The sequence below is a fragment of the Enterobacter cloacae complex sp. P40C2 genome, assembly GCF_014930695.1.
GTDB classification, from domain to species: Bacteria; Pseudomonadota; Gammaproteobacteria; order Enterobacterales; family Enterobacteriaceae; genus Enterobacter; species Enterobacter pasteurii.
The window spans coordinates 573533-596323 of sequence record NZ_JADBRP010000001.1; the positions used below are offsets into that span (position 1 = coordinate 573533).

A 22791-nucleotide genomic window follows, 5' to 3' on the forward strand; every position below is an offset into this window, starting at 1 on the left:
CTGTCGACCCTAATTAGAGTGGTGGGAATCGTTTGCGTTGTATCACAACTTTTTATCACATTTTTTTCTTATACGCTCAGCAGAATTACAGGCAGAATTCGCCTGTTAAAAACCGCTGAGATCATTAATGATTAAAGAGATGCGGTTTACGTTCCCGCCAGCCAGGCTGGCGTTCTTTTAAGGAAAGTTTTATTTATGGTCAACCTTCGCCAGCCCAGGGATGTTGCGCAAATTTTACTGTCGGTGCTGTTCCTGGCCCTCATGATTATTGCGTGTCTGTGGATTGTTCGGCCCTTCGTGCTCGGCTTTGCATGGGCCGCTACCGTGGTCGTCGCCACCTGGCCCTTACTCTTACGCTTGCAGAAGCTGCTGTTTGGTCGTCGCGGCCTCGCCGTGCTGGTGATGACGCTGCTGCTGTTCCTGCTGTTTATCATTCCCGTTGCGCTGCTGGTGAACAGCCTGGTTGATACCAGCGGCCCGGTCATTCGCGCGGTCACCAGCGGGGACATGACGCTGCCCGATCTCGCGTGGCTGAACAGCATTCCTGTGGTGGGCGCGAAGCTGTACAGCGGCTGGCACGGCCTGCTGGAGATGGGCGGCAGCGCCCTGATGGCGAAAGTGCGTCCGTACATCGGCACGACCACCACCTGGTTTGTGGGTCAGGCCGCCCACGTTGGCCGCTTTATGATGCACTGTGCGCTGATGCTGGTCTTTAGCGCCCTGCTCTACTGGCGCGGCGAGCAGGTTGCGCTGGGCGTGCGTCATTTCGCCACCCGACTGGCGGGTAAACGCGGCGACGCGGCGGTGCTGCTGGCCGCGCAGGCCGTGCGCGCGGTTGCGCTGGGCGTGGTGGTGACGGCGCTGGTGCAGGCGGTGCTGGGCGGTATCGGTCTGGCGATTTCCGGCGTGCCGTACGCCACGCTTTTCACCGTCATCATGCTGATGACCTGCCTCGCGCAGCTTGGCCCGCTACTGGTGCTGGTCCCCAGCATCATCTGGCTTTACTGGACGGGTGACACCACGTGGGGCACGGTGCTGCTGGTCTGGAGCTGCGTGGTGGGCACCATGGATAACGTCATCCGTCCACTTCTCATCCGCATGGGGGCCGACCTGCCGCTGATCCTGATCCTGTCCGGGGTTATCGGGGGGTTAATTGCCTTCGGCATGATTGGCCTGTTCATCGGTCCGGTTCTGCTCGCGGTGACGTGGCGACTCTTCTCCGCCTGGGTGCACGAGGTGCCGCCGCCGGGAACCGATCCGGACGTCATGTTAAGCGAACTTGAAGAGCTGGAAGACAAGAACGCGCAGTAAGGGTTTTGCCGGGCGGTATTGTGCCACCCGGCCTACACACTTCGCCATAATACTTAAACGACGCTAAACTATTTAATCTCTGCGCACTGGTCAGACCCGCCTTTTCGTGCCGTATAGCGTCGTTATCCTCAAGAAATCTTTACCTCTCTTTAACTATTGAGACGAATCCGATCGACTCAAAAAGTTGCCATGCCTACTATTAGGACACGGTTATAAATCAACACCTTGATTTATAAGCATGGAAATCCCCTGAGTGAAACAACGAATTGCTGTGTGTAGTCTTTGCCCATCTCCCACGATGGGCTTTTTTTTATCCTTTTTACGTTCAGGCGCGCGTGATATCGCAGCGGCTGAGCATCTGCCACTCGTCCGCCAGCTCCCGCGTCTCCCCGGTCACCTGCACCGTCACCACCTCGCGAATATCCGCTGAGGAGGCGCCAACCTGTAGCTCAAACTCCCCGGGCTCAACGATTCGCTTCCCGTCACGGCGCGTGAAGTTGAACATCTCCACGGGCAGGGTAAACGTCAGCGTGGCGGTTTCTCCCGGTGAAAGGGTGACGCGCTGGAAGGCCTTTAGCTCCTGAAGCGGGCGAACCTGCGTGGCAACCTTATCGCGCACATACACCTGCACCACTTCGCTGCCGCTGCGCTCGCCGGTATTGGTGATATCCACGCTTAACATCACCTCTGCACCAACGGGGACGCGGCTTTCCGCCAGGCGCGCCGCTCCCCAGCGGAACCGCGTCCAGCCGAGGCCGAAGCCAAACGGGTAGCGCGCGCCGAAATGGAACGCAAACGGCGTGCCGCCGCTTTTGAGCTTGTGGTTGTAGTAATACGGCATCGCGCCGGCGCTTTTCGGTACGCTCACCACCAGCCTGCCCTGCGGTTCGGCGCGCCCGGTCAGCACATCGGCAATCGCCCATCCCCCTTCCTGCCCCGGCGCCCAGGCCATCATCAGCGCGGCTACCTTATCCTCCAGCCCCTGGAGGTTATAGGGACGTCCGCCGGTCATGACGACAATCACCGGTTTGCCGGTTGCCACCAGCGCGTCAAGCAGCTGCTGCTGAACGCCCGGCAGGGTTAGCGAATCCGTATCCGAGCCTTCCCCCACGGTGCCGCTCTGGAATAGCCCGGCGAGATCGCCGACGCAGGCTATCACCACGTCACTCTCTTTTGCCGCGCTTACGGCCTCGGGGATCAGGTCCGTGCGTCGGGAAACCGGCGATTGCTGCATCGGTTTACCGCCGCTGTCGCCCGGAAATACCGGCGCCCCCGCCATCCGTTTTTCGATAATGTGACACCCTTTCGCGTAACGAACCTGCGATGCGCCAAGATACTGCTCCAGCGCCGCGCGCGGCGTCGTTACCTGTGAGGTCTCTTCAACCATATCGCTGATGATCAGGTGAACCGGGAAGCTGTAGCCGCTCAGCAGCGCCAGCGGATCGTCTGCCGTTGGCCCCACCACCGCTACCCGCGGTTTTCCGCTGAGCGGCAAAATGCCGTTATTTTCCAGCAGCGTTATTGATGCGGTGGCAACGTCACGCGCCACCCGTCGGGTCGCCTCGTTCTGCAAATCGATACCGTCTTCATCGGCGTACGGGTTTTCAAACAGCCCGAGGCGGAATTTTTCACCCAGCACCCGCGCCACAATCTCGTCCACCTTATCCATTGAGATCAGCCCGCGCTCTAGCGCCTCCGCCAGATGGCGCGCGCAGTCATCCTTCGGCAGTTCCACATCCAGCCCGGCGTTGAAGGCCAGCGCCGCCGATTCCGCCGGATCGTGAGAAATGCCGTGGTGCTGGTGCAGCAGGCTCACGCCGCCGTAGTCCGCCACGATAATGCCGTCGAAGCCCCACCGTTCGCGCAGCACGGTAGTCAGCAGGAAGTGGTCGCTGTGCCCGGGCTGATTATCAATATCGTGATAGGCAGGCATCACCGAACCGGCGTTTGCCAGCTTAACCGCCATTTCAAACGGCAGCAGGAAGGTATCATTGAGTTCGCTAAAGCCGAGATGGACCGGCGCGTGGTTGCGCGCCCCTTCGCTGAAGGAGTGGCCGACGTAGTGTTTCAGGGTCGCGAGCAGATCGCGCTTATCGCCCTGCAGGCCTTTTACGTACGCCGTGGCCATTACGCCGACCAGCCACGGATCTTCACCGAAGGTCTCCTCCGTGCGCCCCCAGCGCACGTCGCGGGAGACGTCCAGCACCGGGGCCAGCCCCTGCTGACAGCCGACGGAACGGGCCTCTTTGCCAATCTGCTCCGCCGCGCGCTGCACCAGCGCCGGATCCCATGTTGAACCGTAGTTCAGCGAGGACGGAAACAGCGTCGCCCCTTTGCACAGCAGTCCCACCAGGCACTCCTCGTGAAACAGCGCCGGAATGCCGAGCCGCGTCTCTTCCATCATCATTCGCTGCAGGCGATTGGCGGCACGCACGCCGGTTTTCGCATCCACAATGTGCGTCCCGAGCGGACGGGTGATCTGACCCACGCCCAGCTTCAGCCTTTCGCCAAGCGAAGCCTGTTCGCTTACGCCTGCAAACTCGTCGCTTAAGTCGCTGCGCTCGCGGTGGTTGCCGCTTTCGTCAAGGATCAGCCAGTACGCGTGCATCTGGGCAAATTTCTCTTCCGGCGTCATGCGCGCCAGTAAATCGGCGACGCGCTCGTGTACGGGACGTCCCGCGTCCTTGTAGATCACAGTCATGGTTTACTCCTGTAGTGCGGATTGGGTTGCCGGGCTGGGCTGCCCCGCATCGTTTCGAATGTCGCGCCTGCTGGCCAGCTCACGGGCAATAGAATCCACCAGCCTGCTGTTGAGTTTGTAGACGGCAAGGAGCGCCACCATGCAGAGGAACAGCGCGCAGGGGATCAGGGTGAACAGCGCGTTGATGGTGGCGAGCACGTGGGGCGCCTGGTTTGCCTGCCCCGGCGCGTAGTCCACCATGCCGAGCACCCAGCCGACCACGGCACCGCCCAGCGCCAGGCCAAACTTGATGGCAAACAGTGCGGTAGAAAAGACCAGCCCGTCCAGACGGCGGCCGCTACGATGCTCTTCGTAATCCACCACGTCTGAGAACATGGTCCATTGCAGCGGCGTGGTCAGGTTCTGAATAAAGCTAAAGACAATATTCAGTCCGAATATCAGCCACACCTGAGAAGGGGGAATGAAGAAAATCAGTGCGCCAAAAATAACGAAGGAAATAATGGTCCACTGGTAGGCGCGAACGCGGTCAAATTTCCCCAGCAGGCGTTCCGATAATAATGCCCCGCTCAGGGAGGCCACCATGCCGGAAACAATAAAGGCAAAGACCAGCTCCGGACGCAGCAGAACATAGTTAACGTAATACATCGTGGCGGAGCCGCGCGTCACGACGGCGGTTAACAGTAAAATATTAAATACAAAAACAATTCGCCACTGGCTGTTACCGGCCAGCAGTTTTAAATCCGTCAGCATCGAGCCGGAGGTATCATTACGCGGCGAGTAACGCTCCCGGGTCATAAAGAAGCAGCAGAAGAATAAAACAATGCCCAGCAGCCCCATCAGGCTCATGGCATAGAAATAGCCTTTCTGCACGTTGCCCTGACCTAATAAAGAGACCAGCGGCAGCGCGATAACCGTCACAATCAGCCCGCCGATAAACGACAGGCCAAAGCGCCAGGATTGCAGCGAATGGCGCTCGCGCGGGTCGAGCGTCAGCGCGCCGGGCATGGCGCAGTAGGGGACGTTAATCGCGGAGTAGATCAGGCTCAGGATGGCATACGTTACGCAGGCGTAGACAATTTTTGCCGTATCCCCGGCATCCGGCACATAGAAGGTAATAAGGCAGCTTACGCCAAACGGAATGGCAAACCACAGCAGCCAGGGGCGAAAACGGCCGTGGCGGGTCTGCGTCCGATCCACCAGCGCGCCAATACAGGGATCGACAAAGGCATCGACCACGCGCACCACTAAAAACATGGTGCCCATAATGGCCGCCGGTAAACCGAATACGTCCGTATAGAAATAAGCGAGAAATAACGTTGCCGTTTGCCAGACCAGCGCGCTGGCCATATCACCTAAGCCATAACCTATTTTATCTTTGGTACGCAGTACAGAGGAGATTGTCATTGTTATTTGCCTTTTTATCAGGTTAAAACGTATTTCAACCAGTTGCATATCGTCCCGAAGGCGGTACGCGGTAAGGCTCAAGTATTAGCAACGCATTGCTCGCTAACAATTGTCTAAATTAACAGATAAATTATGATATTTGGTTTTTTGTATTATTTGTGATGGTGAGCATATTCGCAGGAAAATAAAAAAGGCGAGGACATATATCCTCGCCTTATTCAGGTTAAGAAGGCCTTACTTGTTCAGCTCTGCCAGGCTCAGCCAGGTCTGCACCACGGTATCCGGGTTCAGGGAGAGGCTATCGATCCCCTCTTCCATCAGCCAGGCCGCAAAGTCCTCATGGTCGGATGGGCCCTGACCGCAGATGCCCACGTATTTACCCTGCTTCTTCGCCGCACGAATCGCCATGGAGAGCAGCGCCTTCACCGCCTCGTTACGCTCGTCGAACAGCTCAGAGACCACGCCGGAGTCGCGGTCCAGGCCGAGCGCCAGCTGCGTCATGTCGTTCGAGCCAATGGAGAAGCCGTCGAAGTGCTCCAGGAACTGCTCGGCCAGCAGGGCGTTAGACGGAATTTCGCACATCATGATGATCTTCAGCCCGTTCTCGCCGCGCTTCAGCCCCTGACGTGCCAGCTCGTCCACCACCGCTTTCGCCTGTTCCACGGTACGCACGAACGGGATCATGATCTCCACGTTGGTCAGCCCCATGTCGTTGCGCACGCGCTTCACCGCCTCGCACTCCAGCGCGAAGCAGTCGCGGAAGCTTTCCGACACGTAACGGCCTGCCCCGCGGAAGCCGAGCATTGGGTTCTCTTCTTCCGGCTCGTAGCGCTCGCCGCCCACCAGGTTGGCGTATTCGTTGGACTTAAAGTCCGACAGACGCACGATCACGCGTTTCGGATAGAAGGCCGCGCCGAGGGTGGCGATCCCTTCCGTCAGGCGACCGACATAAAACTCTTTCGGCGAGTCGTAGCCCTTCATCATCTCGCGGATTTCGTTTTGCAGCTTCGCGTCCTGGTCGTCGAACTCCAGCAGCGCGCGCGGGTGCACCCCGATCATGCGGTTGATGATAAATTCCAGACGCGCCAGGCCTACGCCTTCGTTCGGCAGGCAGGCAAAGTCAAACGCGCGGTCCGGGTTACCCACGTTCATCATGATCTTCAGCGGCAGATCCGGCATGGTGTCCACGCTTGAGCTTTTCACGCTGAAGTCGAGAATATCGGCGTACACGTAGCCGGTATCGCCCTCCGCGCAGGACACCGTAACCTTCTGGTCATCCTTCATGCGTTCGGTGGCATCACCACAGCCGACCACCGCCGGGATCCCCAGCTCGCGGGCGATGATAGCCGCGTGGCAGGTACGGCCACCGCGGTTGGTAACGATAGCGGCCGCCTTCTTCATGATCGGTTCCCAGTCCGGGTCGGTCATGTCGGTGACCAGCACGTCGCCGGGCTGGATACGGTTCATTTCGCTGATGTCGTGGATCACCTTCACCGGACCGGCACCAATGCGATGTCCGATAGCGCGACCTTCGGCCACGATTTTACCCTGCGAATGAAGCGTGTAGCGCTCCATTACCTGACCGCGTGAACGGACGGTTTCCGGGCGCGCCTGCACGATAAACAGCTTGCCGGTGTTACCGTCTTTCGCCCACTCGATGTCCATCGGACGGCCGTAGTGTTTTTCAATCTGCACCGCCTGCTTCGCCAGTTCTTCTACTTCGGCGTCGGTCAGGGAGAAGCGATCGCGCTGCTCCTGCGGCACATCTTCAATTTTCACCTGCTTGCCATGCTCCTGGGTAGGGGCATAGATCATGCGGATTTTTTTCGAGCCCATGGTACGGCGCACCACCGCCGGACGATTGGCCGCCAGCGTCGGTTTATGCACGTAAAATTCGTCAGGGTTCACGGCCCCCTGCACCACCATCTCGCCCAGGCCCCACGCGGAGGTGATAAACACCACCTGGTCGAAGCCGGATTCCGTATCGATGGAGAACATCACGCCGGAGGAGCCCACGTCGGAGCGCACCATGCGCTGAACGCCGGCAGAGAGCGCAACGCCGCGATGGTCATAGCCCTGATGCACGCGATAGGAGATGGCGCGGTCGTTAAACAGCGAGGCAAAGACGTGCTTCACCGCCACCAGCACCGCATCATAGCCCTGGACGTTGAGGAACGTTTCCTGCTGCCCGGCGAATGAGGCATCCGGCATATCCTCCGCGGTGGCGGAAGAGCGCACGGCAAAGGAGGCCTGCGCATCGTCAGCGGAGAGCTGGTTGTACGCGTCGTGAATGGCTTTTTCCAGTTCCGGCTGGAAAGGTGTGTCGATAATCCACTGGCGGATTTGCGCACCGGCTTTGGCAAGCTCGGTTACGTCATCAATATCCGTTTTATCCAGCAGGTCGTAAATGCGCTGGTTTACACCGCTCTGGTCTAAAAACAGGTTAAACGCGTCGGCGGTTGTGGCAAACCCGTTAGGTACGGAGACACCCATACCAGACAGATTTGTAATCATTTCACCCAGGGAGGCATTTTTGCCCCCAACTCTGTCTACATCATTCATGCCGAGTTGGTTATACCAAAGCACCAGCGGTGACGAGCCATTGTTGGACATCGAAACAATCCTTTTGTGATATTTGATCGGAGTAAGAAACACCTGACTACGTATTTATACTGGCATAATTATTTCCGCTAAAAAAACGGTGAATCGTGTAAGCAATTTAAATTTTCAACTTTTCGGACACTTTCCCTGCACTCGCTAACCCGATGATTCCTATAGATTCCGCCAAAAACCATAGAAATAAAGCCGCTATTCAGGAAATGAAATCCACTTTTCAGGAAAATCAAAAACACCATTTCATTTTAAATTCGGATAAGTTCTTTGCTGTGCAATTAACTTTTTTAATTTATGCTTTCAGGCAATTACGTACGCTATTCAGGGTGGATAAAATGGATAATGCTGTCGATCGCCACGTTTTTTATATTTCTGATGGGACGGCGATCACCGCCGAGGTGCTGGGACACGCGGTGATGTCGCAATTCCCGGTGTCGATAAACAGCATCACGCTGCCGTTTGTGGAAAACGAGAGCCGGGCCAGGGCGGTGAAGGACCAGATTGACGCCATTTACCAGCAGACCGGCGTTCGCCCGCTGGTGTTCTACTCCATCGTGATTCCCGAGATCCGCAACATCATTCTGCAAAGCGAAGGCTTCTGTCAGGATATCGTGCAGGCGCTGGTTGCGCCGCTGCAAAGCGAGCTGAAGCTCGACCCGACGCCGATTGCCCACCGTACCCACGGGCTGAACCCCGGAAACCTGACTAAATACGATGCCCGCATTGCCGCCATTGACTACACCCTGGCGCACGACGACGGGATCTCGCTGCGTAATCTGGATCAGGCGCAGGTCATTTTGCTCGGCGTATCGCGCTGCGGTAAAACGCCTACCAGCCTCTACCTGGCGATGCAGTTTGGCATTCGCGCCGCTAACTATCCCTTTATTGCCGATGACATGGACAACCTGGTGTTGCCCGCCGCGCTCAAGCCGCTACAGCACAAGCTGTTTGGCCTGACCATCAACCCGGAACGGCTGGCGGCGATCCGCGAGGAGCGCCGGGAGAACAGCCGCTACGCGTCGATGCGCCAGTGTCGAATGGAGGTCTCCGAAGTGGAAGCGCTGTACCGGAAAAATCAGATCCCGTGGCTGAACAGCACCAACTATTCGGTAGAAGAAATTGCCACCAAGATCCTCGATATTATGGGCCTGAATCGCCGCATGTACTAATATGCTAGTACATTAATCCAGTTTCAGTTATTATGCTGCTTATTCCCGGGGCGGCGCGCCCCGAACTTGAAATCAGCAGGGATTGGTTTAAGGTGATGCCCATCACTTCCCGGTAGTCTGCCGATGAAGCAAAAAATTTCTGAGACATTCCATGAACAAAACCGACGAACTGCGCACTGCGCGCATTGATAGCCTGGTCACACCGGCTGAACTGGCCCGGCTGCACCCCGTCTCCGCAGAGGTTGCGGAACACGTGACGGCCTCCCGTCGCCGTATCGAAAAAATCCTCAATGGTGAAGACAAGCGTCTCCTGGTCGTGATTGGCCCCTGCTCCATTCACGATCTGGATGCGGCCGTCGATTATGCCAAACGCCTTCAGGCGCTGCGTGAGAAGTATCAGGATCGCCTTGAGATCGTGATGCGCACCTACTTTGAAAAACCGCGAACCGTCGTGGGCTGGAAAGGGTTAATTTCCGATCCCGATCTTAACGGCAGCTATCGGGTGAACCACGGGATTGCCCTGGCGCGCAGGCTGCTGCTGCAGGTCAACGAGCTGGGCGTGCCGACCGCCACCGAATTTCTGGATATGGTGACCGGGCAGTTTATCGCCGACCTCATCAGCTGGGGGGCGATTGGCGCCCGCACGACCGAAAGCCAGATCCACCGTGAAATGGCATCGGCTCTCTCCTGCCCGGTGGGCTTCAAGAACGGTACCGACGGCAATACCCGTATCGCGGTTGATGCGATCCGCGCGGCGCGCGCCAGCCATATGTTCCTCTCGCCGGATAAAAACGGTCAGATGACCATCTACCAGACCAGCGGCAACCCGTACGGGCACATCATCATGCGCGGCGGTAAAAAACCGAATTACCACGCGCAGGATATCGCCGCCGCCTGCGAAACGCTGGCGGGATTTGACCTGCCGGAGCACCTGGTGGTGGACTTCAGCCACGGCAACTGCCAGAAACAGCACCGCCGCCAGCTGGACGTCTGCGATGAGATCTGCCAGCAGATCCGCAGCGGCTCGACCGCCATTGCGGGGATTATGGCGGAGAGCTTTATCAAGGAAGGCACCCAGAAGATCGTGGCCGGTCAGCAGATGGTGTACGGCCAGTCGATTACCGACCCGTGCCTGAGCTGGGAAGACAGCGAGCTGCTGCTGGAGAAGCTGGCTGCGGCGGTTGATTCTCGATTTTAAACCCTTGCCGGGTGGCGGCTATGCTTAACACCCTTCTCCCTCTCCCCGTGGGAGAGGGTTGGGGTGAGGGCATCAGGCCGCATCTCCTCCCCCAAATTTGATCCCGTCACACAATTTTCACAAAAATGCTTGCTGTGAAAATACAGTTTATTGATAATGATTATCATTGTTACATTGATTGTTATTTATAAACATTATGTCACCCACAGATAACAGCACGGCAACGCAACCTAAAGCACACACAGCGCCATCCCCTGCTCCCGGCGATCGCCGCATCGACAGTAAGAGCCTGCTCGGTGAAGCGGGCCGGGTGATTATCGAGCATGACGGGCAACACTATCTGTTGCGCCAGACCAATGCCGGAAAGCTTATTCTGACTAAATAAACCAGAACAACCTTCGCCAGCCACCCAGGTGATCCCCAGGCAGCCAGCGCTTTTCAATTCTTATGGAGAGTTGCTATGCCACACCTGCAATCCGCGTCTTTACGCCCGTCGCTTCTGGCGCTGGCGATTGTCAGCACCCTGCCGGGCGTTGCGTCTGCCGCCGCGGACGATATCACCGTAACCGCCACCGGCAACGCCCGCAGCGCCTTTGAAGCCCCGATGATGGTGAGCGTCATCGACGCCACCGCGCCGGAAAACCAGACCACCAGCTCTGCCGCCGACCTGCTGCGCAGGGTACCCGGCGTGACGCTGGACGGCACCGGGCGCACCAACGGCCAGGACGTCAACCTCAGGGGCTACGACCGCCGCGGCGTGCTGGTGCTGGTGGACGGCGTGCGCCAGGGCACCGACACCGGACACCTGAACAGCACATTCCTTGACCCGGCGCTGATCAAACGTATCGAGGTGGTGCGCGGCCCTTCCGCGCTGCTGTACGGCAGCGGCGCGCTGGGAGGCGTGATTTCCTATGACACTGCCGACGCCAGCGATCTGCTGGAGGCCGGCAAAAACAGCGGCTACCGCGTATTCGGGACCGGCGCGACGGGCGATCGCAGCATCGGGATGGGGGCCAGCGCCTATGGCCGCACCGACACGCTGGACGGGCTGGTCTCCTGGTCCAGCCGCGATCGCGGCAACATTCGCCAGAGCGACGGCGCGACCGCGCCAAACGACGAGTCCATTAACAATATGCTGGCGAAGGGAAGCTGGAAAATCGATCCGGCCCAGACGCTGAGCGGCTCGCTGCGCTACTACAACAACGACGCGCGGGAGCCGAAAAACCCGCAAACCACGGACGCCAGCAGCAGTAACCCGATGACCGATCGCTCTACCATCCAGCGCGATGCCCAGCTTGGCTACCGCATCGCCCCGGCCGGAAACGACTGGCTGAACGCCGATGCGAAAATTTACTGGTCCGAAGCGCGGATTAACGCCCAGAACATCGACAGCAGCGGCGAGTTCCGCAAGCAGACCACCAAAGGCGGCAAAGTGGAAAACCGCACCCGCCTGTTCAGCGACTCCTTCGCCTCGCACCTTCTGACCTACGGGGGCGAATACTACCGTCAGGAACAACGTCCCGGCGGCGCGACCACCGGCTTCCCGGACGCGAAGATCGACTTCAGCTCCGGCTGGCTGCAGGATGAGATCACCCTTCGCGACCTGCCGGTCACGCTTCTCGGCGGTACGCGTTACGACAACTACCGCGGCAGCAGCGACGGTTATGCCGACGTGAACGCGGATAAGTGGTCATCACGCGCCGGGATAACCGTGAGCCCAGCCGACTGGCTGATGCTGTTCGGCTCTTACGCGCAGGCCTTCCGCGCGCCGACCATGGGCGAAATGTATAACGACTCGAAGCACTTCTCTATTGGCAGCTTCTACACCAACTACTGGGTGCCAAACCCGAACCTGCGTCCTGAAACCAACGAAACCCAGGAGTTCGGCTTTGGGCTGCGCTTCGACGACCTGATGCTTGCCAACGACGCGCTGGAGTTCAAAGCCAGCTACTTCGACACCAAAGCGAAAGATTACATCTCCACCACCGTCAATTTTGCGGCGGCCACGACCATGTCCTATAACGTGCCTGACGCCAAAATATGGGGCTGGGACATGATGGCGACCTACTCGACCGACCTGTTCAACCTCGACGTGGCCTACAACCGCACGCGCGGCAAGGACACCGGCACGGGCGAGTATATCTCCAGCATTAACCCGGACACCGTTACCAGCAAGCTGGACGTTCCGGTGGCGCAAAGCGGCTTCTCCGTGGGCTGGATCGGCACCTTCGTCGAACGCTCCACGCACGTCAGCAGCAGCTACAGCGAGCAGCCGGGCTATGCGGTGAACGATTTCTACGTCAGCTATAAAGGCCAGCAGCAGTTCAAAGGTATCACCACCACCCTCGTGCTGGGGAACGCCTTTGACAAAGCCTACTGGTCACCGCAGGGCATCCCGCAGGATGGCCGCAACGGCAAGATCTTCGTCAGTTATCAATGGTAATTCCCTCCGGGGCAACGATTCAGAAGGATAAGACAATGAGTCACTACACACGCTGGCTTGAGCTAAAAGAAGCGCATCCGGGTAAGTACGCGCGCGACATCGCCGGTTTGATGAACATCCGCGAAGCGGAGCTGGCCCGGGCGCGCGTCGGCCACGACGCCTGGCGGCTGCGCGGTGAAGCGCGCGACATTCTGGCTGCGCTGGAGTCCGTGGGCGAAACAAAGTGCATCTGCCGTAACGAATACGCCGTTCACGAACAGGTCGGGGCGTTTACTAACCAGCATCTTGGCGGCCATGCCGGGCTGGTGCTGAACCCGCGCGCGCTGGATCTGCGTCTGTTCCTCAACCAGTGGGCGAGCGCGTTTCATCTCAGCGAAACGACCCCGCGCGGCGAACGTCAGAGCATTCAGTTCTTCGATCGTCAGGGTGACGCTTTGCTGAAGGTCTACGCCACCGATAACACTGACCTGTCCGCCTGGGGCGACGTGCTGACCCGCTTTATCTTTGCCGATAACCCCGCGCTGGAGCTGAAAGCGGCCGACGCCCCCGCTCACGCGGAACGGGCTGATGCGGGCACGGTGGAGAAAGAGTGGCGCGCCATGACCGACGTGCACCAGTTCTTCACCCTGCTAAGGCGCCACAACCTGAGTCGCCAGCAGGCGTTTCGCCTGGTGAGCGACGACCTGGCCTGTAAGGTAGAGAACGGCGCGCTGGCGCAGCTGCTGGAGGCGGCGCGGCGAGACGGTAACGAGATCATGATCTTTGTCGGCAACCGCGGCTGCGTGCAGATTTTCACCGGCGCGGTGGAGAAACTGGTCCCGATGAAGGGCTGGCTGAACATCTTCAACCCAACCTTTACCCTCCATCTGCTTGAGGAGACTATCGCGGAGACCTGGGTGACGCGCAAGCCCACGGCGGACGGTCACGTCACCAGCCTGGAGCTGTTTGCTGCGGATGGTACGCAAATCGCACAGCTGTACGGCCAGCGTACCGAAGGCGAGCCGGAGCAAAGCCAGTGGCGCAGCCAGATCGACGCCCTGACCCCAGAAGGGCTGGCCGCATGAAAAAATGGTTTGCCCTGCTCTTCGCCCTGCCGCTGGCCGCCGTCGCCGCGCCGGAGCGAATCGTCGCCCTTGGCGGCGACGTGACGGAGATCGTCTATGCCCTCGGCGCGGCGTCTTCCCTGGTTGCGCGCGACAGCACCAGCCGGTGGCCGCAGGCGGCGGACGCGCTACCTGACGTGGGCTATCTGCGCCAGCTCAATGCGGAGGGCATTTTATCCGTGCGCCCGACGCTGGTGCTGGCGAGCGACCAGGCACAGCCGTCCCTGGCGCTTAAGCAGGTAGAACAGAGCCGCGTCAGGGTGGTCACCGTACCCGGCCGTCCTGACCTGAGCGTGATTGACGAGAAGGTGCGGGTCATTGCTCAGGCGACGCACCGGGAGCAGCAGGGTGAAGCCCTGCGCGGCTCGCTGCGTCAGGCGATGGCGGCACTGCCGTCATCGCCGCTCAACAAGCGCGTGCTGTTTATCCTCAACCACGGCGGGATGACCGCGATGGCTGCCGGGCAACAGACCGGCGCGGATGCGGCAATACGTGCCGCCGGGTTGCAGAACGCCATGCAGGGATTTAGCCGCTATCAGCCGCTTTCGCAGGAGGGCGTAATCGCCAGCCGGCCGGATCTGGTGGTGATTTCGCAGGACGGCGTCAACGCCCTGGGCGGTGAAGAGAATCTGTGGAAGTTACCCGGCCTGGCGCAAACCCCGGCAGGACGTCACCGGCAGGTGCTGGCGATTGATGACATGGCGCTGCTCGGCTTTAGCGTGCGCACGCCGCAGGCCATTCAGCAGCTGCGCGCCAGAGCGGAGCAACTGCCCTGATGTCGCGGCACGTTACGCTATCCCTGTGGCTGCTGGCGGCGTTGCTCACCGTCATGACCTTCACGGCCACGGGGTTTGGCGCGTTACGCCTGCCGGCGAGCGTGCTGTGGAGCGGCAGCGACGAGACGCTGCGCCAGATCTGGCTGACCATTCGCCTGCCCCGCGTGCTGCTGGCGCTGGTGATTGGCGGGTCGCTGGCGCTGGCGGGGTGCGTGATGCAGGGGCTGTTTCACAATCCGCTGGCCGACCCGGGCCTGCTCGGGATCAGCAGCGGCGCGGCGCTGGCCGTCGCCCTGTGGGTGGTTCTCCCGCTCTCGCTGCCCGCGCTGGTCATGCTTTACGCTCCCATGCTGGCGGCATTCATTGGGGCGCTGGCGGCCACAGGGGCGATCTTCCTGCTCAGCCAGCAGCGTCATAGCTCCCTGTCTCGCCTGCTGCTGGTGGGTATTGCCATCAACGCCCTGTGCGGTGCGGCCGTGGGCGTGCTTTCGTGGGTCAGCAATGACGCTCAGCTTCGTCAGCTTTCGCTCTGGGGTATGGGCAGCCTCGGCCAGGCGCAGTGGTCAACGCTGCTGGCAGTGACCTCGCTGATGGTGCCTGCCGCTCTGGCGATCTGGCGCTGTGCCGGCGCGTTAAACCTCCTCCAGCTCGGCGAAGAGGAAGCACATTACCTTGGCGTGGACGTTGCGGTGGTGCAGCGGATCTTGCTGCTGTGCAGCGCCCTGCTGGTAGCCGCTGCTGTCGCCGTCAGCGGGGTAATCGGCTTTGTCGGGCTGGTGGTGCCGCACCTGATGCGCATGTGGCTGGGTGCCGATCACCGCGCTACCGTTCCCGGCGCGGTGCTTGCCGGCGCTATTCTGCTGCTGGTGGCCGATACGGTCGCGCGCACCCTGGTGGCCCCGGCCGAAATGCCCGTCGGCCTGCTCACCAGCATTCTCGGTGCGCCCTGGTTTCTGTGGTTTATTTTCCGTCGTGGAGGGCAGCATGGCTGAACGTTATGCGGCTGAAAACCTGACGTTCTCCCTGTCCGGAAGCACGCTGGTTGAGAACGTCTCGCTGTCACTGTCGCAAGGAGAGCTGGTTACGCTGATTGGGCCTAACGGCGCGGGGAAATCCACGCTGCTGCGGCTGCTGACCGGCTACCTGAAGCCCACCAGCGGGGGCTGTTCGCTGGCGGGGAAAGCCCTCGACCAATGGGATCCGCAAACCCTGTCCCGCTACCGGGCGGTGATGCGTCAGCAGACGCAGCTTGGCTTTGACTGGCAGGTGGAGGCGGTAGTCGGGATGGGCCGCGCGCCCTGGACGCGTTATCCTGAGCCAGAGATCGTGCGTGAGGTAATGCTCCTGACGGGCTGTATGCCGCTGGCCGGCAGACGCTATCATGCCCTCTCGGGCGGCCAGCAGCAGCGCGTGCAGCTGGCCCGCGCGCTGGCGCAGCTGTGGCGTGACGGCTCGCCCCGCGGCTGGCTGTTTCTCGATGAACCCACCTCGGCGCTGGATCTCTACCACCAGCAGCACCTGCTGCGCCTGCTGAAATCGCTGACCGGGCAGGGCAATCTCCACGCCTGCGTGGTGCTGCACGACCTCAATCTTGCCGCGCTATGGGCGGATCGGATCCTGCTGTTGCACGACGGACGGATCGTCTCCCGGGGGACGCCGGAGGCGGTTTTGCAGGCCGACGCGCTGGCCCGGTGGTACGGTGCGCAGGTGCACGTCGGCAAACATCCGGCGCACGCCGCGCCGCAGGTTTTCCTCGCACCCTAGCTTGAGCAGCTCACCTCCAGCCGCTTGCCCCAGTCCGGCGGGCGGCTGACGTAGTCATCATCCCGGTCGGCAAACGGCGTGCGCAGCGCGATGTGCAGCCGGTGCAGCTCGGCATAATCCCCCCGCTCCGCCTGCTCGATTGCTCGCTGCGCCAGCCAGTTACGCAACACCATCGCCGGGTTCACCGCCTTCATCCGCGCCTGGCGGACGTCGTCTTCAATCTGTTCCTGCTGCAAACGCGCGCGGTAGGCGGCAAACCAGTCGTCAAACGCCTGCCGGTCGATGAACTCGTCGCGCAGCGGCGAAGTGGCGCTCTGCTGCATGGTCTGGCTGAGCATGCGGAAGGTGCGGGTATAGTCGCTGCCCTCGCGCGCCATCAGCGCAAACAGCCCGTTCAGTAACTCGTTATCGCCTTTTTCCTGGGTCATGAGCCCCAGCTTGCTGCGCATCAGCGCGCCGTATTCCCGCAGTAAAACCTCCTGATAGCCGTCGAGGGCATCGTTCAGGGCATCGACGTCGATAAACGGCGACAGGCTTTGCGCAAGACGCTGGAGGTTCCACAGCCCCACCGCGGGCTGATTGTCGAAACGGTAACGTCCCTGATAATCCGAGTGGTTACAGACGTAACCCGGCTGATAGTCATCAAGGAAGCCGTACGGACCGTAGTCAAACGTCAGCCCCAACAGGGACATATTGTCCGTATTCATTACGCCGTGCGCAAAGCCGACGGCCTGCCAGCGGGCAATCATCCTGGCGGTGCGCGCGACGATATCGCGGAACCAGGCAACGTAGCGGTCCGGTTCGTTCTGCAGCTGCGGCCAGTGGCGGCGAATGGCGTAATCGGCAAGCTGGCGAACCTTGTCCGGCTCCCGGCGGTAGTAGAAGTGTTCAAAATGGCCGAAGCGCAGGTGGCTCCCGGCAACGCGGATCAGCATCGCCCCCTGCTCCATCGTCTCGCGGGCAACCGGGGTATCGCTGGTGACAATCGACAGCGCCCGTGAGGTGGGGATCCCCAGCGCGTGCATCGCCTCGGAGGCCAGCCCTTCGCGGATGGTGGAACGCAGCACCGCGCGGCCGTCTCCCATGCGGGAATACGGGGTAAGACCTGCGCCCTTCAGGTGCCAGTCAAGCGTGTCGCCGTTGGGGAGTAACTGTTCGCCCAGCAGGATCCCCCGGCCGTCGCCGAGTTGCCCTGCCCAGACGCCAAACTGATGTCCGCTATATACCTGGGCCAGCGGCTTCATGCCCGGAAGCAGCGTTTCGCCGCCCCAGACGCCGGCGCCCTTTTCCGGCTGAAAAAGCGCCGAAGGGATGCCGAGCGAGTCCGCTAACGCATCGTTATGCCAGATCAGGCGCGCGTTCTGTAAGGGCGTTGGCTTAAGCGCGGTGTAGAAGCCGGGTAGTTCATCGTGCCAGTGGGCAGTAAAAGACAGGGTCATAAGTCCTCCTGCTTTAAGTGTAGAGGGTTTCCCTGAACGTAAACACGGGCGAAGAAAGGGGTTATTGCTGTACGAGGGTGGTAACCCGCTCTGCCGGGACGGCAGGCCACAGGGTTCCCTGCATGGCGTCAAAATTGAAGGGCAGCACGCGCTGTAATATGCCGTGCTCGTCAATACCCGCGACCATTACCGACTGACAATGCGGCGCGATTTGCCAGAGAATGGCGCGCATAAACGGTTCAAAAGAGAGCGCCGACACGCGCTGCTGGATAAAATTCTTATCCAGAATGACCCGCCTGAACAAACCATCATAAACCGGCTTCAGGGATGCAGCCCCGGCGCCAAAGTTAGCCAGCACTAAGGGGAAATGGATCGCCATTCTTGCCAGGTCGGGATCGTCTTTCCCGTTATTTAAACCTGGATAGTTCTCATTAACAGTAAACTCAAGAAATGGATAACGTTCAAGAATTGAAACAACGTTCCCATTAGTTAATAAAAATTCAACAGTTGCAGGTGTAATATTGATCCATGCAATTAACTGATGCTGAATAAAAAATAGCTTACAGGTATCGAGTAATTGTAGTTTTTCCTGAAACAGGGCTAATTCATCTTCCTTAGAAAGATGCGGGATAACCAGTTCAGTAGGGATCCGCACGTCCGTACCTACGCCAGTAAAGTTAACCACGATTTCTAAACCTTTAAGCAAACCTGCACTATCACGCGCCGGAAGCAGTAAAAGTTCAGACTGGTAAGCATTATCTAGCGTAATTATCATCGCGCTCGCCCTGCATTAAAGATGAGAGAGTACATCCTGAAGCAATTGCAGGCACAATTCCACTGTCTTGATTTTAATAAGATTAGTTTCATTCTTTCCGTATTAATTTTCAGATTTTTCCCTGAATCTAAAATAATTTTATCCTGGAAAGTGAATAATAGCCAGTTTTAGATAAAACAGGCACTTACCAGGGTAAATAATTTGGCACAAATTTTACTTTAATCTTACTGCGAGAAAAGCCTGGCGCTTTTATTCACCACCAGGCTCGCAGCAGCTGCATCGCTTTCACCGGTTAAATACGTCTGGCCTGCCAGAAGTTTTTTCGCCAGTAAACATTATCGAGAGAGGAGCGTATCACGCCGCGGCTGGTTGAGGCGTGAATGAACTGGTTGTCGGTATCATAAATGCCTACATGCAGGCCATTTTCACCGGAGCCTGTTTTAAAGAAGACCAGATCGCCGGGCAGGAGCTCGTCTTTATCAATTTCGGTGCCGATTTCCGCCTGCATCCGCGTTTCACGCGGCAGCTGTAAATCAAATTTATCGCGGAAGGTCATCAGCACGAAGCCCGAGCAGTCCACCCCGCCCCGGCTCATGCCGCCGTAGCGATAGGGTGTACCGCGCCAGTTGCTGAGCTGATCGTTCAGGCTGGCAATGACCGTTATGGAATCGGAAAGCCGCGGGTTAGGCGGAGGGGCACGATGGCTACTGCATCCCGCCAGAAATAGCGCGCCAACAAGGAGAAACCAGAATCGCATTTCAGACGAATCCTCTGCTTTTTTTATTCTTTCGGTAATTTAGCGTGCATCTATGCCGCTGTGCAAGGAGGGTCACTCCTGAGCCGTGGAAATGAGCATCCTGTGTCCCTCAATATCCAGCCTCCGGAACGACATGTGATAGGCGCTCGCCAGATTGGGCGGGGTCAGCACGCTGTCCCGCGCCCCGCTGGCAATCAGCCTGCCGCGCGCCAGCAGCCACACCCGATGCGCGTGGCGCAGGGTATGGTTTAAATCGTGGCTGCTCATCACAATGGTAATGCCCTTGCGGCAGAGCGCGCCGAGCAGGGTATCCAGCGCCGCCTGCTGGGCAACATCCAGCCCGCTCATCGGCTCGTCCAGCAGCAGCAAGCGCCCGTGAGGATTCCCCTCCGGATGGACCTGAAGGATGACGGCGGCCAGCCGCACGCGCTGCCACTCACCGCCGGAAAGCCGGCTGGCCTGACGGGTGAGTTTGTCGTCTAACCCGAGCGCCGCAGCAACCTCGTTGAGCAATTCCACCTGATGCTTATCGGGAAGATGCAGCGTCAGGTAGTGCCAGACGGGCATCGCAAAGGGCGCTACCTGCTGCTGTACCAGGTAGCTTCGACGGGTAGCGAGTGAGGCGGGCTGCCAGTCAACGAGAGATTGCCCGAGAAAGGTAATCTCCCCCTGCCCGGAGGTTAACCCCGCCATACGCGCCAGCAGCGTGCTTTTCCCTGCGCCGTTTGGCCCAACCAGGTGAAGAATTTCACCTGCGTTGACCGTAGCGGTAACAGGCTCAAGACGTCCCTTGTCGGCAACGTCTGTGAGCTGCATCAGCAGCGTCATTATTTCGCCAGCGCCAGCTTGATAGATTCCATCACGATAGGATCTTCAGGGGTCATGTCAGGTGAAAAACGCTGAACCACCTGCCCGTCGCGACCAATCAGGAATTTTTCGAAGTTCCACAGAATATCGTCCGGATAGAGCGGCGCGCGGCCTTTACTCGCCATACGCTCATAGAAGCCGCTCTCTTCCGGCGCGACGGCGGCTGGCGCAGCGGCCACCAGTTTGGCATACAGGGGATGACGATTGTCGCCATTCACGTCAATCTTGCTGAACATCGGGAACGTCACGCCATAGGTGGTGCTGCAAAAGGTCTTAATCTCCTCTTCGCTGCCGGGCTCCTGCCCCAGAAACTGGTTGCACGGGAAGCCCAGCACGCTAAAGCCGTCTTTCTCCCAGGCTTTATGAATATTTTCCAGCTGTTCATACTGCGGCGTGAGGCCACATTTCGACGCCACGTTAACGATGAGCAACACCTTGCCTTTGTAGCCTTCCAGCGTGGTTTTCTCACCGTCAATGGTGGTCACTTCGGTATTCAGAATATCAGACTGCATAGCATGCCCTCAGGTTGACTTACGGGGTGTGTTTTAACGTCCAGCTTTTAATAGTAGTCAGATTAAAGCCTGACTCCATGATTCTTTTATCAATCATAATTTTACATGAAAACCAGTTGTTTAGCTGCATTTCTGTCGGAGAAGGCCCGCGAGACAGGGCAAAATACGCGCCTGGTCAGGCTATGATATCATTCTGGATACTTATAACTTTAAAAGGTGAGCCCGAATGACACAGACCTTTACGCCTGAGCAAATTGACATTATCAATCGTATTGTCTTCGACCATATCGATAAAATGAGTGAGGAAGTAACTAACATTATTGAAAAAACAGAGAAAGACGCACACCGGGAACTGTCGGATCGCGGCATTGATATGGCTGATTTTTATCCTGCCAATCAGCCGTTTTTAATGATGACACTCGTACAAAAACTGATAGACCGGGTGCACGGTGGCAATAAGGATCTTGCTCAAAAAATAATAACGATGGAAGCGAAAAGGCTTAACGTCAGCGTAAGCGTCGATGCCGATAAATCAGGCGTATCGGGGAGCTAATTAGAGTAAATATCATTCCGTTCAGCGACCAGCCTTTAAAAGTAGCCAGATAAAGACCGGCGCGCCCAGCGTTGCGGTCACTACGCCGATCGGCAGCTCAGCGGCCGTCAGGGCAAGCCGGGCGATGATGTCGGCAATCAGGAGCGTTGCCGCCCCGGCAATCGCCGAGGACGGGAGCAGGGTTCGGTGGTCCGTAATGCCACACAGGCGTAGCATATGCGGGATCACCAGCCCGATAAAGCCAATCGCGCCCGCCAGCGCCACGCTGACCCCAACCATCCAGCCGATGGCGACAACCAGCACGTTGCGCCAGAATCCAATCGGCATCCCGAGCTGGCGGGCAGAGGTTTCGCCCAGCGCCAGAATATTAAGCGGCTGCGCCTGAAGCGCCGTCCACAGGATAACCGGGATCAGAAGCGCCATCAGCCACCCCTGACGCCAGTCAACGCCACCAAAACCGCCCATCATCCAGTACATCAGCTGGCGCAGGTCAAATGAGGTGGAAAAGTAGACGGCCCAGGTCATCAGCGCGCTACAGATGATCCCCAGCGCGACACCGGCCAGCAGCAGCCGGCTGGTTGATAAGTGACGTCGGGCAAAGCGCAGGAGAATGACGGTGATCAGCAGCGCCCCGAGAATGGCGCTTAGGCTAATGCCCCAGGAGGAGAGCTCGCCTCCCCCCAGCATCACGGCGGCGATAAGCCCGACGCCAGCCCCATTCGAGACGCCGAGTAGCCCGGGCTCCGCCAGCGGGTTTTCGAACAACGCCTGCATGATCGTGCCGCACAGCGCCAGCGCCGCGCCGACCAGAATGACGGCCAGCGTCCGCGGCAGGCGGATCTGCCAGACAAAGAGCTGCCCGTCTGGGGTAAACCAGCGTTCCGGCCCCAGCCACCGATCGCCCGCGCACAGGCTGACCGTGGTGGCGATAATCAACAGCATCCCGAGCAGAGACAGGCGGTAGAGATCGGAGCGGCGCTGGCGACGGGCAAGATCAAGCATAGGCGACAGGTTATCAGATTGAGATATCATTGATTTTACGGCGGGTTTAGCAAATAGCGCAAAGAAAAAAGGCCGCGTGGGCGGCCTTTTTAGTTAGTTCATATTACTCTGCTTTGGGCGTTGCGTTTTCGACACGGCTTTTCAACTTCTGGCCGGGTCTGAAGGTCACCACGCGGCGGGCTGTAATGGGAATATCTTCCCCCGTCTTCGGGTTACGGCCCGGACGTTGGTTTTTGTCTCGCAAATCAAAATTGCCAAAACCGGAGAGTTTTACCTGCTCACCATTTTCCAGAGCACGACGGATCTCTTCGAAAAACAGCTCTACCAGCTCTTTGGCATCCCGTTTGCTAAGCCCAAGCTTATCAAACAGATATTCTGACATTTCAGCTTTTGTAAGCGCCATA

At 58.8% G+C, this 22791-nt stretch carries 20 protein-coding genes and 1 other RNA gene; 11 read left to right on the forward strand and 10 right to left on the reverse strand.

Features of this window, described 5'->3' with window-relative positions:
- The first annotated feature begins 195 nt into the window (after positions 1-195).
- Both ydiK and rprA read left to right on the forward strand, forming a co-directional pair.
- Positions 196-1311, forward strand: a complete 1116-nt coding sequence (ydiK, locus tag IM304_RS02735; protein ID WP_193356233.1) for an AI-2E family transporter YdiK — start codon at positions 196-198, stop codon at positions 1309-1311.
- A 206-nt stretch (positions 1312-1517) separates the two neighbouring features.
- An RNA gene (gene rprA, locus IM304_RS02740) (antisense sRNA RprA) lies at positions 1518-1625 on the forward strand.
- Between the two features lie 11 nt (positions 1626-1636).
- Here the strand turns inward: rprA and IM304_RS02745 are convergent.
- The 3 genes from IM304_RS02745 to ppsA all read right to left on the reverse strand — a co-directional run bounded on the left by IM304_RS02745 (position 1637) and on the right by ppsA (position 8029).
- Positions 1637-4012 carry a glycoside hydrolase family 3 N-terminal domain-containing protein gene (locus IM304_RS02745; RefSeq protein ID WP_193356234.1) on the reverse strand — a complete coding sequence of 792 codons (2376 nt, stop codon included), beginning with the start codon at positions 4010-4012 and terminating at the stop codon, positions 1637-1639.
- 3 nt (positions 4013-4015) lie between these two features.
- Positions 4016-5416 carry an MFS transporter gene (locus IM304_RS02750; protein ID WP_193356235.1) on the reverse strand — a complete coding sequence of 467 codons (1401 nt, stop codon included), beginning with the start codon at positions 5414-5416 and terminating at the stop codon, positions 4016-4018.
- 234 nt (positions 5417-5650) lie between these two features.
- Positions 5651-8029 carry a phosphoenolpyruvate synthase gene (gene ppsA / locus IM304_RS02755; protein WP_148419020.1) on the reverse strand — a complete coding sequence of 793 codons (2379 nt, stop codon included), beginning with the start codon at positions 8027-8029 and terminating at the stop codon, positions 5651-5653.
- Positions 8030-8364: 335 nt separating this feature from the next.
- Between ppsA and ppsR the strand changes: the two genes are divergently transcribed.
- The 8 genes from ppsR to IM304_RS02795 all read left to right on the forward strand — a co-directional run bounded on the left by ppsR (position 8365) and on the right by IM304_RS02795 (position 16482).
- The gene (gene ppsR / locus IM304_RS02760; RefSeq protein ID WP_023620693.1) at positions 8365-9198 is read left to right on the forward strand and encodes a posphoenolpyruvate synthetase regulatory kinase/phosphorylase PpsR; all 834 of its coding nucleotides are present in this window, start codon (positions 8365-8367) and stop codon (positions 9196-9198) included.
- 151 nt (positions 9199-9349) lie between these two features.
- Positions 9350-10396, forward strand: a complete 1047-nt coding sequence (gene aroH, locus IM304_RS02765) for a 3-deoxy-7-phosphoheptulonate synthase AroH (RefSeq protein ID WP_193356236.1) — start codon at positions 9350-9352, stop codon at positions 10394-10396.
- Between the two features lie 196 nt (positions 10397-10592).
- Positions 10593-10781, forward strand: coding sequence for a hemin uptake protein HemP (hemP, locus tag IM304_RS02770; RefSeq protein ID WP_148419024.1), 189 nt, complete (start codon positions 10593-10595; stop codon positions 10779-10781).
- Between the two features lie 75 nt (positions 10782-10856).
- Positions 10857-12839 (forward strand): TonB-dependent hemoglobin/transferrin/lactoferrin family receptor, encoded by a 1983-nt coding sequence (locus IM304_RS02775; protein WP_193356237.1) that lies wholly within the window; start codon positions 10857-10859, stop codon positions 12837-12839.
- A gap of 35 nt (positions 12840-12874) precedes the next feature.
- A complete protein-coding gene (chuS, locus tag IM304_RS02780) occupies positions 12875-13903 on the forward strand; it encodes a hematinate-forming heme oxygenase ChuS (RefSeq protein WP_193356238.1) in 1029 nt (342 codons plus the stop codon).
- A complete protein-coding gene (locus tag IM304_RS02785; RefSeq protein ID WP_148419030.1) occupies positions 13900-14718 on the forward strand; it encodes a hemin ABC transporter substrate-binding protein in 819 nt (272 codons plus the stop codon). Before chuS ends, IM304_RS02785 begins: the two co-directional genes overlap by 4 nt.
- Entirely contained in the window at positions 14718-15710 is a 993-nt protein-coding gene (locus tag IM304_RS02790; protein ID WP_193356239.1) for an iron ABC transporter permease, read from the forward strand. Before IM304_RS02785 ends, IM304_RS02790 begins: the two co-directional genes overlap by 1 nt.
- Positions 15703-16482 carry a heme ABC transporter ATP-binding protein gene (locus tag IM304_RS02795; RefSeq protein ID WP_193356240.1) on the forward strand — a complete coding sequence of 260 codons (780 nt, stop codon included), beginning with the start codon at positions 15703-15705 and terminating at the stop codon, positions 16480-16482. Before IM304_RS02790 ends, IM304_RS02795 begins: the two co-directional genes overlap by 8 nt.
- Here IM304_RS02795 and selO read toward each other — a convergent pair.
- The 5 genes from selO to IM304_RS02820 form a co-directional block, all read right to left on the reverse strand.
- Complete coding sequence (gene selO, locus IM304_RS02800; RefSeq protein ID WP_193356241.1) at positions 16479-17921, reverse strand: protein adenylyltransferase SelO; 1443 nt, start codon at positions 17919-17921, stop codon at positions 16479-16481. The two genes, IM304_RS02795 and selO, sit on opposite strands and share 4 nt — an antisense overlap.
- A gap of 61 nt (positions 17922-17982) precedes the next feature.
- Positions 17983-18696, reverse strand: coding sequence for an EAL domain-containing protein (locus IM304_RS02805; RefSeq protein WP_148419038.1), 714 nt, complete (start codon positions 18694-18696; stop codon positions 17983-17985).
- 292 nt (positions 18697-18988) lie between these two features.
- Positions 18989-19453: a C40 family peptidase gene (locus IM304_RS02810; protein ID WP_148419040.1), complete on the reverse strand. Its 465-nt coding sequence runs from the start codon at positions 19451-19453 to the stop codon at positions 18989-18991.
- Positions 19454-19525: 72 nt separating this feature from the next.
- The gene (gene btuD / locus IM304_RS02815; protein WP_193356242.1) at positions 19526-20281 is read right to left on the reverse strand and encodes a vitamin B12 ABC transporter ATP-binding protein BtuD; all 756 of its coding nucleotides are present in this window, start codon (positions 20279-20281) and stop codon (positions 19526-19528) included.
- A complete protein-coding gene (locus IM304_RS02820) occupies positions 20281-20832 on the reverse strand; it encodes a glutathione peroxidase (protein ID WP_193356243.1) in 552 nt (183 codons plus the stop codon). The genes btuD and IM304_RS02820 overlap by 1 nt, the downstream gene beginning before the upstream one ends.
- A 226-nt stretch (positions 20833-21058) precedes the next feature.
- Here IM304_RS02820 and IM304_RS02825 point away from each other — a divergent pair, with 226 nt between their 5' ends.
- Positions 21059-21385: a nitroreductase gene (locus tag IM304_RS02825; RefSeq protein WP_193356244.1), complete on the forward strand. Its 327-nt coding sequence runs from the start codon at positions 21059-21061 to the stop codon at positions 21383-21385.
- Between the two features lie 21 nt (positions 21386-21406).
- On the opposite strand, the gene btuC is transcribed toward IM304_RS02825, so the two are convergent.
- A complete protein-coding gene (btuC, locus tag IM304_RS02830) occupies positions 21407-22387 on the reverse strand; it encodes a vitamin B12 ABC transporter permease BtuC (RefSeq protein ID WP_193356318.1) in 981 nt (326 codons plus the stop codon).
- Positions 22388-22490: 103 nt separating this feature from the next.
- The gene (ihfA, locus tag IM304_RS02835) at positions 22491-22790 is read right to left on the reverse strand and encodes an integration host factor subunit alpha (protein WP_003857805.1); all 300 of its coding nucleotides are present in this window, start codon (positions 22788-22790) and stop codon (positions 22491-22493) included.
- Between the last annotated feature and the right edge of the window lies 1 nt (position 22791).

Bases quoted from the DNA above. Each gene is read 5' to 3' on its own strand.
- ydiK (WP_193356233.1), top strand. From the start codon at position 196: ATGGTCAACCTTCGCCAGCCCAGGGATGTTGCGCAAATTTTACTGTCG.
- IM304_RS02745 (WP_193356234.1), bottom strand. From the start codon at position 4,012: ATGACTGTGATCTACAAGGACGCGGGACGTCCCGTACACGAGCGCGTC.
- IM304_RS02750 (WP_193356235.1), bottom strand. From the start codon at position 5,416: ATGACAATCTCCTCTGTACTGCGTACCAAAGATAAAATAGGTTATGGC.
- ppsA (WP_148419020.1), bottom strand. From the start codon at position 8,029: ATGTCCAACAATGGCTCGTCACCGCTGGTGCTTTGGTATAACCAACTC.
- ppsR (WP_023620693.1), top strand. From the start codon at position 8,365: ATGGATAATGCTGTCGATCGCCACGTTTTTTATATTTCTGATGGGACG.
- aroH (WP_193356236.1), top strand. From the start codon at position 9,350: ATGAACAAAACCGACGAACTGCGCACTGCGCGCATTGATAGCCTGGTC.
- hemP (WP_148419024.1), top strand. From the start codon at position 10,593: ATGTCACCCACAGATAACAGCACGGCAACGCAACCTAAAGCACACACA.
- IM304_RS02775 (WP_193356237.1), top strand. From the start codon at position 10,857: ATGCCACACCTGCAATCCGCGTCTTTACGCCCGTCGCTTCTGGCGCTG.
- chuS (WP_193356238.1), top strand. From the start codon at position 12,875: ATGAGTCACTACACACGCTGGCTTGAGCTAAAAGAAGCGCATCCGGGT.
- IM304_RS02785 (WP_148419030.1), top strand. From the start codon at position 13,900: ATGAAAAAATGGTTTGCCCTGCTCTTCGCCCTGCCGCTGGCCGCCGTC.
- IM304_RS02790 (WP_193356239.1), top strand. From the start codon at position 14,718: ATGTCGCGGCACGTTACGCTATCCCTGTGGCTGCTGGCGGCGTTGCTC.
- IM304_RS02795 (WP_193356240.1), top strand. From the start codon at position 15,703: ATGGCTGAACGTTATGCGGCTGAAAACCTGACGTTCTCCCTGTCCGGA.
- selO (WP_193356241.1), bottom strand. From the start codon at position 17,921: ATGACCCTGTCTTTTACTGCCCACTGGCACGATGAACTACCCGGCTTC.
- IM304_RS02805 (WP_148419038.1), bottom strand. From the start codon at position 18,696: ATGATAATTACGCTAGATAATGCTTACCAGTCTGAACTTTTACTGCTT.
- IM304_RS02810 (WP_148419040.1), bottom strand. From the start codon at position 19,453: ATGCGATTCTGGTTTCTCCTTGTTGGCGCGCTATTTCTGGCGGGATGC.
- btuD (WP_193356242.1), bottom strand. From the start codon at position 20,281: ATGACGCTGCTGATGCAGCTCACAGACGTTGCCGACAAGGGACGTCTT.
- IM304_RS02820 (WP_193356243.1), bottom strand. From the start codon at position 20,832: ATGCAGTCTGATATTCTGAATACCGAAGTGACCACCATTGACGGTGAG.
- IM304_RS02825 (WP_193356244.1), top strand. From the start codon at position 21,059: ATGACACAGACCTTTACGCCTGAGCAAATTGACATTATCAATCGTATT.
- btuC (WP_193356318.1), bottom strand. From the start codon at position 22,387: ATGCTTGATCTTGCCCGTCGCCAGCGCCGCTCCGATCTCTACCGCCTG.
- ihfA (WP_003857805.1), bottom strand. From the start codon at position 22,790: ATGGCGCTTACAAAAGCTGAAATGTCAGAATATCTGTTTGATAAGCTT.